The following is a 12,812-nucleotide window of genomic DNA, read 5'->3' as shown; positions in this document are numbered from 1 at the left end:
ACACAAGGACACCCCCATGAAATTCCAAACCACCTGCCTGGCTGCGACCCTGTTGCTGATGGCCGGCGCAGCCCAAGCCCAAACCGCAGGTACCTGGATGGTGCGCGGCGGCATTACCAACATCACGCCGGCCGTGGACAGCGGTGATCTGTCGGCTTCTAGCCTGCCCCATACCAAGATCGATTCGAATGGCAATACCCAGCTGGGTGGCGGCATTACCTACATGGTGGACGACCACTGGGCCGTGGATCTGCCCCTGGCGACGCCGTTCACACACAACCTGTATGGCGCTGGCGCCATTTCCGGCGCCGGCAAGATCGCTGAAACCAAGGCTCTGCCCATATCTTTGTTTGGCCAGTACCACTTTGGCGAAGCCAACGCACAGTTCCGTCCCTATGTGGGCGCCGGCCCCACCTATGCCAAGTTCTACAAGGAAAAGGGTACGGCCGTGCTGACCGCCATCACCGGTGGCTCATCCAGCACCCCCACGACCTTGTCGCTGGAGTCCAGGCTGGGACTGACCGTACAGGTGGGCGGCACGGTAACGTTGAATGAACGCTGGTTCATCGACGGAATGATTGCCAAGACCTTCGTGAAGACCCGTGGCACGCTGTCTACCGGCCAGACCATCGACGTTACGCTGAACCCCGTGACCGTTGCAGTCGCCGTCGGCTACAAGTTCTAAATAGCTTCGGCCCAACAAAAAGCCGACCCAAGGGTCGGCTTTTTTACGTCTGGATATTGCTGCAGCCTTACCAGCGCGCGTGTACCTTGCCGTAAGCGTACACGCCAAACAGGCGCTGCACCGCAGGGGTCACGTAAAGGCGGTCGGCGAACATGTACAAATCGTAGGTCGTGCCAGACGAATTGGCCGTGATGGCTGCAATCGTGGAGGTTGTGCACAAAGACGAATTGACCTGGCCCGTGCCGGTGCCGATGCCCGCACCCGAATCTGTCGAAGTACACGCCAGATCGGTGCTATTGGTCAGACCATACGAGGTAGGGGTAGCCTGCACCAGGTTGAAGTAATAGGCAGCATCCACGTACAACACGGTGTCACCCAGGTCCACGATGGACACCAGCATGGCCTCGTTGAAGGCACTGCTGGCGCTCTTCAACAAGCTGTTCTGACCAATCGCCGTGGCCCAGGGGCTGACGCCCAGGTTGTAAGGGCCGACCACCACCACGTGCTTGCCGCCAGCGTTCACCAATCGCCGCACTTGCGCGCCCAGGTCTTTGCCGTACTGTTTGGCATTGGCCAGCATCGTGTCCGAGTTTTCGGTATTGGCTGTCACGGCCGCCATCTCCACCACCAGGTCGCTGATGCCTCCATTGACTACCACCACATCGTTAGCGCTGAGGGTGTTGCTGGCCAGAAAGCTGTCGATCTGCTGCGTCACCGTCAAAGTGCTGGTGCTGCCCGCTGCGTCCGTCGTAGCGCTGATGCGGGCATTGCCCTGTGCATATACCAACGATGTATTCAAAGTCTGGCCATAGCTGGAGGCGAATTGCGCCAACCAGGTATTGATGGCCGAGTCGTTCACCGTATAGCTGGCACCCGACTTGACCACGTTGAACGCGTCACCAAAGCCAATGATGCGCGACGGCGTGAGTTGCGACTCCACCGTGCTGGAACCGCAGGCGGTCAGCAGGGTTGCTGAGGCACATGCCAGCCACACAAAGGCCCGGCGCAAACTAGAAATAGCCATGAGGACTCCAAAAATCAATCAGGTAGTTTAACGAGGCACGGGTAACGGAGCGTAAAGACATGTCAAGCCGCCGATGCGCGCTGCAAACGATCGCGCACACCTTCCCATTCCGGGGTGTCCGGCGGGGTTTCTATCCAGATCAGCCGCACGCCCTGGGCATCGAAATTGCGCAGCGCTGCGAACAGCTCCTGGGCTGCCGCAGCCGCGTCGTCGGGCATGGCGCGCAGCAGGGCCTGGCGCGAATGGTTGTGCAGTGCGCTGCGTGCATACACGCCAATTGAGCCGGGCACGCCGTCCTGCACCTGGCCCAGCAGGTCCAGCGCGGTTTGCAGCACCTTGGTGTCCATCAGCCGCACCTTGGCGCTGGGCGCGTAATGGGCCTCCAGCGTGCCCGACGCGCGCGGATCGGGCGCGGCCAGGTCTTCCTTGGAACGCAGCGGCTGGCCGCAAGCCTGCTCGATCTGGTCGCGGCTGATGCTGCCGGGGCGCAGCAGTACCGGCACGCCACGGGTGCAGTCCACGATGGTGGACTCGATCCCCATGGTGCAGGGCCCGCCGTCCAACACCAGCAGGCCATCATCAAACTCGGACTGCACATGGGCCGCCGTGGTCGGGCTCACGCGGCCAAACTTGTTGGCGCTGGGTGCCGCCACACCGGCCACACCCAGGGCCGCAGCGGCGCGCAACACTGCTTGCGCCACCGGGTGCGAAGGGCAACGCAGGCCAATCGAATCCTGCCCGCCCGCCGCTGCCGCACCCACGCCATCCCGGCGCGGCAGGATCAGCGTCAGCGGGCCAGGCCAGAACGCCTCCATCAACTGCTGGGCGAATGCTGGCACCTGGCTGGCGAAATGCGCCACGCCGGGGCCGTCGGGCGCTATGTGCACGATCAGCGGGTGGTCGCTGGGCCGGCCCTTGGCAGCGAATATCTTGGCTACCGCAGCGTCATTGGATGCGTCCGCAGCCAGCCCGTACACCGTCTCGGTGGGCAGGCCCAGCAGGTCGCCACCGGCCAGCGCCTGCGCGGCTTGCTGGACCGCTGCCGGGTCACGACCGTCGAGCAGCATGCTCAAAACGCCTCTATGCCCAGCAGCGCCGCTGCCTGCAAGGCGGTGGCGCGCACAGCCTCCACCGAAGCGCCGGTCATCGTCAGGTGGCCCATCTTGCGGCCGGGCTTGGCGCCAGACTTGCCGTACAGGTGCAGATGCGCGCCCGGCAGAGCCAGCACGTCGGCCCAAGGCGGCGTGGCAGCTTTTTCAGAGCGCACGAACCACAGGTCGCCCAGCAGGTTCAGCATCAGCGCCGGGCTGTGCTGGCGCGGCTGCACCAGGGGCAGGCCGGCAAGCGTGCGCACCTGCAGCTCGAATTGCGACACGTCGCAGCAGTCCATGCTGGCGTGGCCGCTGTTGTGCGGGCGCGGCGCGATCTCGTTGACCACCAGGCTGCCATCGTCCAGCACGAAGAACTCCACGCACAGCACGCCCACGTAATTCAGCTCGTTTGCTATTGATTTCGCAGCTGCCAGCGCATGTTCTTCCTGCGCTGCAGGCATATTTCCCTCATAAACCTCGGTGACGGCCAGAATGCCGTCACGGTGCAGATTGCGCTGCACCGGCAGGTGGACCATCTGGCCGTCGGCACCACGCGCGACGATGACCGAGCACTCGGCGGCCAGCGGCAGCATCTTCTCCAGCACGCAGGGCACGCCCTTCAGGTCCAGCCAGGCCTGGGCCAACTCGGCGTAGGTCGCCACGCGGACCTGGCCCTTGCCGTCGTAGCCCATGCGGGCGGTCTTCAATATGCCGGGCAGCAGGTCGTCTGTCACGGCGGCCAGTTGCGCCGCAGTTTCAATCACCGCATAGGGTGCGCAGGGCACGCCGCAGGCCACAAAGTGGGCTTTCTCCTGCGCGCGGTCCTGGGCGATGGCGACGGACGCGGCTGCGGGCGACACGGTGGTGTACACCGCCAGGCGGGCCAGGGCCGGGGCGGGCACGTTCTCGAACTCGGTGGTGATGGCGTCGCAGGTCTCGGCCAGCTGGCCCAGGCCAGGGGCGTCCATGTAGTCGGTGGCGATATGGTGGTGGCTCACGCGGCCAGCGGGGCTGTTGGCGTCCGGGTCCAGCACGGCGGTGAAATAGCCCATGCGTTGGGCCGCGTGGATGAACATGCGGCCCAGCTGGCCGCCGCCCATCACGCCCAGCGTGGCACCGGGTAGTAAGACCTGGCTCATAGGGCGTGGGGCGCGGGTGGCAGGGTCATATTGCGCGCCACTTCGGTCTGGGCGGCACGGAAGGCCTCCAGCTGGGTGCGCAGCGCGGGGTTCTCGTTAGCCAACAGGGCTACGGCGAACAGCGCCGCGTTGGCTGCACCGGCCGTGCCAATAGCGAACGTAGCCACGGGGATGCCCTTGGGCATCTGCACGATGCTGTGCAGCGAATCCACACCCTGCAGGTGGCGGCTGGCCACCGGCACACCCAGCACCGGCACCGTGGTCTTGGCGGCCAGCATGCCGGGCAAGTGGGCGGCGCCGCCGGCGCCAGCGATGATGGCTTTCATACCCCGGCCAGCGGCGGCCTCGGCGTAAGCAAACATATCATCGGGCATGCGGTGGGCGGAAACCACTTTCGCCTCGAAGGTGATACCAAACTGTTGGAGAATCTGCACCGCGTGCTGCATGGTGTCCCAGTCGGAGCTGGAACCCATCACCACACCAATTTGAATAGAAGTCATAGGGCTTTGTTCTAAGAGCGCCCACGATGGGGCTGCCAAAACCTCGATTTTACTTTTTGCCCCCAAGAGACACCCACCATGATCAACGTTACCGTCGAAAACTTTGAAACCGAGGTCATTGCCGCCTCCATGACCACGCCGGTACTGGTGGACTTTTGGGCGCCCTGGTGCGGCCCCTGCAAGGTCATCGGCCCGCTACTGGAAAAGGTCGAAGCTGAATACGGCGGTCGCTTCAAGCTGGCCAAGATCGACTCCGACCAAGAGCAACAACTGGCCGCCGCCTTTGGCATACGCAGCATCCCCACCTGCATCCTGGTGATCAACGGCCAGCCGGTGGACGGCTTCCAGGGCGCAATTCCCGAAGGCCAGCTCAAGGAATTCCTGGACAAACACGTGCCCGAAGGCGAGCCGCTGGACGCCGAACCCACGGAAGCCGAGCAAGCCCAGGCCCTGCTCGAATCCGGCGACACCGACGCCGCCCTGCACAAGTTACATGAAGCCCTGGCCCTTGACCCGGCCAACGACGACGCCCGCTATGACTACGTGCGCCTGCTGGTTGAAACCGGCAACCTGGAAGAAGCCGAGGCCGCACTGCAGCCCACGCTGAAATACATACCGCTGCAGCTGCGCTTTGAAGCCTTGGCGCAATGGATAGCCGCTCTCAATTTCGCAGCTAGTGACGCAGCACAGGCCAGCGGCATAGCCGGTTTTGATGCTCAGATCACCGCTAACAAACGCGACTTTGACGCCCGCTTCGCCAAGTCCCAGGTCCTGATGGCCCTGGGCGACTGGACCGCTGCCATGGACGAGCTGCTGGAGATCATCATGCGCGACAAGAAATGGAACGACGAAGCCCCCCGCAAGCTCTTCGTCGCCATCCTGGAGCTGCTGACCCCGCCCAAGCCCAAGGCCAGCGCCGATGCGGGCACCAAGAGCGCCGGTGGCATCGAGATCTCGGGCAAGTCCGTCACCGAGCAAGACCCCCAGGCCCAACTGGTATCCACCTACCGTCGTCGCCTCAGCATGATGCTGAACTAGGCTTCCGCAGCCCCCCGCTTACACCAGGCGTAATAGCCTGCCCGTGTCACCTGGTAGTACTGGCACATCAGTTGCACGGAATAGGTGTCCCGGTTTGCCCCGATAAAACGGAAAACTTCGGCTTTGGATCGAAAGCAAACCGGATGGCTTTTTTTAGCAGTTCATGCTCCTGTTGCAGGCGTTTGAACTGCTGCTCCACGGCGCACAGGCGCTGCAGCTCCACCACCGTATTCGCATCCACGGCAGCAGGCGGGCCGACCAGCTCGCCGTCGCGCACCTGCTTGCGCCATTTGGACAGCATAAACGGGTGAATACCTAACGTGGCCGCCACGTCCTTGATGCGCACACCGCTTTGCTGGCTCATCTGCACCGCCTGCAGCTTGAATTCAGCGCCGTAGCGGTGCACTTTCTGGGGCCCGGGCGTGGCCATTACACGGCTCCGGGTACAGGCCGGGTGACCTGGAAGCTGGCGTCATGGGCCTGGCGCTGCAAGGCGGGCAGGATCTCGGCCCAGGCGGCCCACACGCTGGGGTAGACCGGCGGGCACTGGGTCTTGATGGCCGCGTGCAGCTTGGGCAGCTGGTGCCAGGGCACCATGGGCAGGCTGTGGTGCTCGATGTGGAAGTTCATATTGCAGTACAGCCACTGGAACACCGGGTTCGTCACAAAGGTGCGGGTGTTCAGCCGGTGGTCGTACACGTCTTCGGCCAGGCCGGTGTGCTGGGTGGCGTTGAAAAACTGGGCAAAGAAGCCGCCGTAAAAGCGCGGCAACACGACATACATCGCCGGCAGGATGCTCTGGCTGTAAACGCAGGCGGCGATCACGGCGGCAAACACCAGCATGAAGATGCGTGCCGAGCGGATGACCTTGCTGCGCTCGGTAGCGGGGATGAAATGCTCGCCGTCCGGGCTGATGCGGCCCACCGACTGCAAGGCAATGTCACGCAGCAGCAGCACGCCCGATTTCAAAAAGAAGAAATCCAGCAGCGCATACAGCCGGTTGGCCGGGCGCGGAAAGGCGATTTCTGGGTCCTTGCCCACGATGATGGTGTGCGTGTGGTGGCGCGTGTGGCTCCAGCGCCAGTAGTGGCCCTCGTGCAGGGTCATGAAGGCGTTGAGGTGGTAGAGCGCCTCGTTCAGCCAGCGGGTTTTGAAGGGCGTGCCGTGCGACAACTCATGCGCCCGGTGGTCGCTGGTGGAATACAGCACGCCGTAGACCAGGAAGCAGGGCACGGCCCACCAGGTGCCCCAGGTAAAGAAGCCCGCCACGCCGCTGGCCACCAGCAGTGCGATCCACAGGCCGTAGTTCCACAGCGACTCTGTGTCAGAGCGTTTCATGAGCTGTTTCAAAAGCTTGCGGTCGATCTGCGGCGTAAACCAGCGGGCGCTGACTTCGGACTCGAATTCCTCCCGGCGCAAGTCGCCGGTGGGGGCCTGGTCGTCCCGCAGGGCGTAGCGGGAATAAGTGGGTTTTGGCATGGTTTTTTGTCTCCGTTTTGGCGTGACTGGATGCTACGAGGCCACACTCTTTTTGGGTACTACTGGCGCCGTTTCTGCCCCATAATGTGTCAAACCAATGCCTACTTTTGACACAAATATGTCAAGCAAAACCCCCTCCCGCCGCCCCACCATGGATGACGTAGCCCGCCACTGCGGGCACAGCCGTTCCACCGTGGACCGGGTGCTGAATGGCCGCAGCAATGTGCGCGAAGACACGGCCCAGCGCATCCGCGCCTCCGCCGAAGCCCTGGGCTTTTACGCGGCGGGTGTCATCACCGAGCGCCTGCGCGATGTGCGCCCGCGCCTCACGCTGGGGTTTTTGCTGCAGCTGCCCAACGCGGTGTTCTACCGGGGCCTGGCCGCCGCGCTCACCCAGGCCACGCAAGACTGCCCCACGCTGCGCGGCCGCGCGGTGGTGGAGTACCTGAAGGACCAAACCCCCGAGTGCGTGGCCGAGCACCTGGCCGACCTGGGCCAGCGGGTGGATGCCATCGCGGTGGTCACGGCAGACCACGCCCTGGTCAACAACGCCATCGAGGCCTTGCACCAGCGCCAGGTGCCGGTGTTCGGGCTGATTTCTGATTTGAGCTCGCCCTTGCGCGCAGGCTACGCAGGGCTGGACAACCGCCGGGTGGGGCGCACGGCAGCCTGGCTGATTTCGGAGCTGGCGCACGCACCCGGCCCGGTGGCGATTTTTGTGGGCAGCCACCGCTTCCAGTGCCAGGAGCTGAGCGAGATCAGCCTGCGCTCGTACATGCGCGAGCACGCCCCCGACTTTGACCTGCTGGAGACCATTTCCACGCTGGAAAGCGATGCCTATGGCGAGGAACGCACCCACGAACTGCTGGACAGCCACCCCGACCTGGTGGGCTTCTACATGGGCGGCAGCGGCATTGAAGGCGTGCTCAAAGCGCTGGAGCAGCGCCGCCAGCGCAACCGAGCTGGCCAGCGGGTGGTGGGCATAGGCACCGAGCTCACGCCCGTGACCCGCGCCGGGCTGATCCACCGGCACTTCGCCGCCGTGCTGTCGCACCCCCTGCCCCAACTCTGCCGCGAACTGGTGGCCCAGATGGCCGAGGCGGTGGTGCAACCGACAGCAGGCATACGGCAGGTGCTGGTGCCGATGGACATCCACCTGCCCGAAAGCGTGTGAGCCAGCGGGCTTTGCTATCGTATTTAACTCTCTTTTTGATAGCTGCTGGCGCTGGTTTTTACTGCACCGATGGTTTATTCGATGCTTGGAAAATGGGGTAAAACACGTAACAGGCGACTAAGGACGATACCCCAGTGGGAGCATCCATATGTGCTGGCCCCTCTTGGCGGCTGGACGTGCCTCCTTGGTAAGGTGTTACCTGCTCCATCGCATGCCGTGGACTAGCTTGCCGCCTTACTTGCCATCTCCATCAATGGTCTGCACACCCACTCCCAGTGACTGCCTAAGCGCAGACCTTAGCATTGGTACTTGTGGGCTAAAAGCCTTTTCCATACGTTGCACATGCTCCACCAGCCATGCCACCATCTCGGGCCAACTGGCCCGGTTGTGGCCGTCAAACGCCTTGCCGCAGCCGATAATGGATACCTTTTTGTCATCCATGCGCCGCCAAGTCAGGGGAGCACCGAACACGGATTCCAGCTCCATCGAGCGGGTATGCAGCAGGTCAAACAGGGCTTTGTTTTGTTCTTGAGAGGCCCGATTGAGTTCAAAGTGGACGCGGGCCTCGTCCTTGTTAAAGATCATGGCGTAATGCACACCACCCAGCCCCGATCCCGTGGTCAGCCAATGGTCTCGGCTGGGCGACTTGTTGGCATATAGATCGACCTTGGCTTGCTCCAGTGCTTCCAGCGTCTGGTGCCAAAAATCGGCACGCAGCAGTTCACGGGGGACTTGATTGCGCTCGGCAGATTGCTCCTCTACCTCTTTTTCTGAGATGCCGATCATCAGCTCTTCGGCTTCGGGGAGCGGGATGAGCTGCTCCACGGTCAGGAACACATCCGCGCCGTCCTGGAAGGGCGTGGCTTTGAAGCATTTCACAAAGACCCTGTGCTTCAACAGCCACAGTACCGTCGAAGTGACTTCTTTGCGAAACTCGGCCGCCACCATGATGATGCGCTGGTCGTTGCCGGGGTTAAGCACCACTTCAGCAAACTCTTCCTTGCCCAAAAACTCACAAATTTGCGCCAAGGCATCTTTGCCAGGATCGGTTTTATCCAGATATTTTTGGTACATCACTCCAATCTGGGTTTTCGACAAAGTAGAACAGTACGAAGCGTATTTGAGTGACTGCCAGACAACGTTGCGCCCTGAGTCGTCCAGCTTGTTTTCAATGACGACCAGCGTGCCCATTTTGTCCAGCGCCAGCAAGTCCAGCCGCTCCCGCGTATCGTCAAAACCGTCGAACTCTTTTTGTAGTATCAGCAGCTCTTCGCCCAGAGCATCGGGTTGGTTAGCTAGCCACTCCTGCAAGTGATTACGCTCCGAAAATCCCAACTCGCTGAACTTCATCTGCTGGAGCTTGGTTATGCGGTTGGTCTGGTGGTTAATGCGGTACATGCAATGCGTTGCGCTTGTGTGGCTGGAGGGGTCTATAAATATAACTGAGTAGCTATATTTCTCCTTTTTTGATAGCTTTCAGCGCTGGTGTTTACTGCGCTATCGGCCTATTTAATGCCTGAAAATTCAAATTCAGGCCACCTCCGCCACCAGCCAGGCCACCACCGCCTCCAGCAGCTCTGGCCCACGCGCCGGGTCGAAGTCGCGCGGGTCCGGGCCCACCACGCCCCACAGGGGGTGGCCTTGCACATGGCGCTGCGGGCCCCAGCCGTCTTCTTCGATGTTGCCGGTGCGCACGGGCTTGGGCGGCAGCTGGGCTATGTCCACCCGATCAGGCCACAGGGCGTGCAGCAGCGTGGTCTCGAAAGGGCCGGCGTGGTCGGGGGCGATGGGTGGCTGGGGCAGCATATTGATGGACAGCGCCTGCACCTGCAGCGTGTGGCCTTCGACCTGCCAGTCTTGGGCCAGCTGGCGCACCATGGCGATCTGCTCGTCGGCAAAGTGCCCGGTGAACAGCACCGCCTGGGCCACGCCAAACACCTCCAGCCGGGCCAGGGTTTTACGCAGCTGGGCGACGATCTCGGAGCCGGTTTCCATCATCACCGTCCACGGGTAGATGCCGTGGCCGCCGCCGGTGCCGTAGTGCAGCGTGGGGTAGACCAGGCCGCCGCTGCGCTGGGCGGCACGCAGGCACACGCCGTGGGCGGTCAGCGCGTCCAGCCCCACCGGCAAATGCTCGCAATGCCATTCGATGGTGCCCAGCGGCAGGTAGACGCGGGAGGCGCGGGCCAGCTCGGCGCGGATTTCATGCGGCCGCAACAGCTCCAGTTGGTGCGCTTGCAGCAAGGTGCTCATTGGTAGTAGTTCCGAATCCAAAGGTGTTCACCCAGCTTTTCCAACAGCTCGGCAGGGAAGGCCTGGCCATCGGAATACACCAGGTTCATATCCACCTCGGCACGGGTTTGCATGCCCGGGATGAGGGTGGACACCTGCCGGGAATCCAGCACGTAGCGCATGGCCGCCTCGGCCAGGGTGGGGTAGTAGGGGGCGCACAACTTTTTGAGTCGCTTCACCCGCTCCAAGGTCTCGGCAAACCGGCCCTCGCGGAACATGGTGTGCGGCACCGAGCCGGGGGCCCAGCGGGCGTAGGTATCGGCCGTCCAGTGGCCGACCAGCGCGCCGGAATCCAGCGGCACCCGGGCGATGAACGCCGTCGATGACTGCTCGCCAGCCGGAAACAGGCCGTGGCGCGGGCGCTGCTCGAACAGGTTGTAGACCACCTGGATGGAGTCCACCAGGCCAAAGCGGGCCAGGTCTATACCCTCGTCGGGCCGGAAGTCGCGCAGGGACACACCGATTTTGTCGATCTTGCCCTCGGCGCGCAGGCGGTTCAAGGTCTCCAGCCAGTCCAGCGCGTACAGGCCGTCGCCCATCCAGCTGTGCAGCTGCAGCAGGTCCAGCCGCTCCACGCCCAGGCGCTCCAGCGACTTTTCGACGCTGTCGCGCAGATACCAGTCGGGGTAGCGGCCGCGCATGGCCGGGTGGTCGTCGTTTGCGTTAGGCCACTGGATGGGTTGCACCTTGGTGGCAACATAGATTTTGTCGCCATGCCAGGCCCGCAGCGCCCGGCCAATCACCTCCTCGCTGTGGCCTTTGCCGTACAGCTCGGCGGTATCGACGAAGTTGATGCCTTTGTCAAAGGCGTACAACAAGGTGTCGATAGAGCGCATATCGTCTACCGCGCCCCAGTCGCCACCGATCTGCCAGGCCCCAAAGGCCACCTCACTCACCTTCCAGCCGGTGCGGCCAAAGTCGCGGTATCGCATACAGGCCCTGCTTTACTTGGCGTATTTGGCCAGGTTGGCAGGCGTAACCAGCTCAAACGGGATGTTCACAAAGCGGTCCACCGGCTGCTTCTTGATCAGCTTGATGGCGGCTTCAAGCGAGCCCCGGCCCTGGCCTGCGGCGTTCTGGAACACGGTGACTTTCAGGTCGCCGGCCTTCATCGAAGCCAGGGCATCGGGCGTGGCGTCGATACCGGCGACCATGAAGTCGGGCGTCCAGCGCTTGGCGGCTTTCAGGGCCTGCACCGCACCGATCGCCATTTCGTCGTTGTTGGCGATGATGGCGTCAAACTTCAGTCCGGCGGTGATCCAGTTCGACACGATGTCCGTGCCCTTGGTGCGCAGCCAGGTGCCTTCGCGTTTGTCCAGAATCTTGATGCCCGCGCATTCCTTCGTGGCCAGCACTTCCTCGATGTCCTTGGTGCGGGTGCGTGCAGCTTCGTTGGACAGCTCGCCCATCAGCACCACGATATTGCCCTTGCCCTTCATCACGCGGCAGACTTCCTGGGTTTGCAGCGTGCCCGAGACTTTTTCGTCCGAGGCCACAAAGGCCACGTTCTTCGGCAGCTTCTCGAAGTCCACCGGCTTACGGTTCACATAGACCAGAGGGATGCCGGCCTCGGTCACCATCTTGGTGATCTTGGTGGTGGCATCGGTATCCACCGGGTTGACGATGATGGCCTCTACCTTCTGGGTGATGAAGTTCTGGATCTGGTTGAGCTGCTTGCTCACGTCGTTCTCCGCCGACTCCATCTGCACATTGGCCCCGACGGTTTTCGCCTGCGCCAGCAGGGCGTCGGACATGTAGGCCAGGAAGGTTTCCTGGTTAGCCATGGCCAGGCCGATCTTCTGGGCATGCGCGGCAAAAGGGGTCAACACAGAGGCGGTGACGGCGGCGGCGATAAAGAGCTTTTTCATTTTGAAAATTTCCTAGTGGTGGGTATAGGGTTTATCGGAACGCCGCTACTTTAAACACCAATTTGAATAAATTTTCTAAGTAGTTACTCCTAGAGAAATTAATTTCTTTGATTTATTCAACAATAAAAAATGCCGCCAAAGTTAGTTACCTGGCGACCTGCACAGGCATTCAAAACCTCCAATTTCATTGGTGAAACACCTTATTTCAGCGAGGAAAATCGACCTACTCCTCGGCGCACCGCATACATTATCCGGACGCCTGTAGATAATAAAAATTATCAAAAGTTAGTTAATTGACACTTAAACCTAACCGTCGCCATCCAATCAAGATGTCGATTAATCCAGAAAATAAAAATTAGCAGCCAGCGCACACTTGGCAATCGCGAGATTGAAAGAAAATTAGCCACGCAGCACTGCGCAGGCGACTGCAAGCCAAAGGCGTAACGCCACGCTGTAGTTACAAAGGAAAAGTGCCTGCATCGCAGGCATGAACTGCGCTAGAAGCTATTGATTTTGTAGCAC

Annotated in this window: 13 protein-coding genes; 3 read left to right on the top strand and 10 right to left on the bottom strand. The window is 61.8% G+C overall.

The genetic code is table 11. The annotated features are described in order from the left end of the window. Positions 1 to 16 precede the first annotated feature (16 nt). The gene (locus AC4BBN_RS10730) at positions 17 to 685 is read left to right on the top strand and encodes an OmpW/AlkL family protein (protein WP_490591975.1); all 669 of its coding nucleotides are present in this window, start codon (positions 17 to 19) and stop codon (positions 683 to 685) included. Between the two features lie 67 nt (positions 686 to 752). On the opposite strand, the gene AC4BBN_RS10725 is transcribed toward AC4BBN_RS10730, so the two are convergent. From AC4BBN_RS10725 to purE, 4 genes are all read right to left on the bottom strand, one after another. Next, positions 753 to 1,709 carry an SGNH/GDSL hydrolase family protein gene (locus tag AC4BBN_RS10725; RefSeq protein ID WP_490591974.1) on the bottom strand — a complete coding sequence of 319 codons (957 nt, stop codon included), beginning with the start codon at positions 1,707 to 1,709 and terminating at the stop codon, positions 753 to 755. Positions 1,710 to 1,771: 62 nt separating this feature from the next. After that, positions 1,772 to 2,776, bottom strand: coding sequence for an L-threonylcarbamoyladenylate synthase (locus AC4BBN_RS10720; protein ID WP_490591973.1), 1,005 nt, complete (start codon positions 2,774 to 2,776; stop codon positions 1,772 to 1,774). A gap of 2 nt (positions 2,777 to 2,778) precedes the next feature. Beyond that, positions 2,779 to 3,939, bottom strand: coding sequence for a 5-(carboxyamino)imidazole ribonucleotide synthase (locus AC4BBN_RS10715; protein WP_490591972.1), 1,161 nt, complete (start codon positions 3,937 to 3,939; stop codon positions 2,779 to 2,781). Further along, complete coding sequence (gene purE, locus AC4BBN_RS10710; RefSeq protein WP_490591971.1) at positions 3,936 to 4,439, bottom strand: 5-(carboxyamino)imidazole ribonucleotide mutase; 504 nt, start codon at positions 4,437 to 4,439, stop codon at positions 3,936 to 3,938. The genes AC4BBN_RS10715 and purE overlap by 4 nt, the downstream gene beginning before the upstream one ends. A 78-nt stretch (positions 4,440 to 4,517) precedes the next feature. Between purE and trxA the strand changes: the two genes are divergently transcribed. Beyond that, on the top strand, positions 4,518 to 5,477 hold the full coding sequence (gene trxA, locus AC4BBN_RS10705) for a thioredoxin (RefSeq protein WP_490591970.1): 960 nt from the start codon (positions 4,518 to 4,520) through the stop codon (positions 5,475 to 5,477). A gap of 67 nt (positions 5,478 to 5,544) precedes the next feature. Here trxA and AC4BBN_RS10700 read toward each other — a convergent pair whose 3' ends face one another. Both AC4BBN_RS10700 and AC4BBN_RS10695 read right to left on the bottom strand, forming a co-directional pair. Then, entirely contained in the window at positions 5,545 to 5,907 is a 363-nt protein-coding gene (locus AC4BBN_RS10700) for a transposase (RefSeq protein ID WP_490591969.1), read from the bottom strand. Further along, the gene (locus tag AC4BBN_RS10695) at positions 5,907 to 6,956 is read right to left on the bottom strand and encodes a fatty acid desaturase (RefSeq protein WP_490591968.1); all 1,050 of its coding nucleotides are present in this window, start codon (positions 6,954 to 6,956) and stop codon (positions 5,907 to 5,909) included. The genes AC4BBN_RS10700 and AC4BBN_RS10695 overlap by 1 nt, the downstream gene beginning before the upstream one ends. A 151-nt stretch (positions 6,957 to 7,107) precedes the next feature. On the opposite strand from AC4BBN_RS10695, the gene AC4BBN_RS10690 reads away from it, so the two are divergent. Beyond that, entirely contained in the window at positions 7,108 to 8,130 is a 1,023-nt protein-coding gene (locus AC4BBN_RS10690; protein WP_490591967.1) for a LacI family DNA-binding transcriptional regulator, read from the top strand. Between the two features lie 234 nt (positions 8,131 to 8,364). On the opposite strand, the gene AC4BBN_RS10685 is transcribed toward AC4BBN_RS10690, so the two are convergent. The 4 genes from AC4BBN_RS10685 to AC4BBN_RS10670 all read right to left on the bottom strand — a co-directional run bounded on the left by AC4BBN_RS10685 (position 8,365) and on the right by AC4BBN_RS10670 (position 12,290). Next, positions 8,365 to 9,528 carry a DUF4268 domain-containing protein gene (locus tag AC4BBN_RS10685; protein WP_490591966.1) on the bottom strand — a complete coding sequence of 388 codons (1,164 nt, stop codon included), beginning with the start codon at positions 9,526 to 9,528 and terminating at the stop codon, positions 8,365 to 8,367. 132 nt (positions 9,529 to 9,660) lie between these two features. Further along, entirely contained in the window at positions 9,661 to 10,374 is a 714-nt protein-coding gene (locus AC4BBN_RS10680; RefSeq protein WP_490591965.1) for a creatininase family protein, read from the bottom strand. A 5-nt stretch (positions 10,375 to 10,379) separates the two neighbouring features. Continuing rightward, positions 10,380 to 11,354, bottom strand: a complete 975-nt coding sequence (locus AC4BBN_RS10675) for an aldo/keto reductase (RefSeq protein ID WP_490591964.1) — start codon at positions 11,352 to 11,354, stop codon at positions 10,380 to 10,382. 12 nt (positions 11,355 to 11,366) lie between these two features. Then, positions 11,367 to 12,290, bottom strand: coding sequence for a sugar ABC transporter substrate-binding protein (locus AC4BBN_RS10670; RefSeq protein ID WP_490591963.1), 924 nt, complete (start codon positions 12,288 to 12,290; stop codon positions 11,367 to 11,369). Positions 12,291 to 12,812: the final 522 nt, after the last annotated feature.

Source organism: Rhodoferax sp. SPJ21, assembly GCF_058216335.1.
Note: the sequence above shows the minus strand (reverse complement) of the source record. Positions and strands in the feature narration are given on the sequence as shown.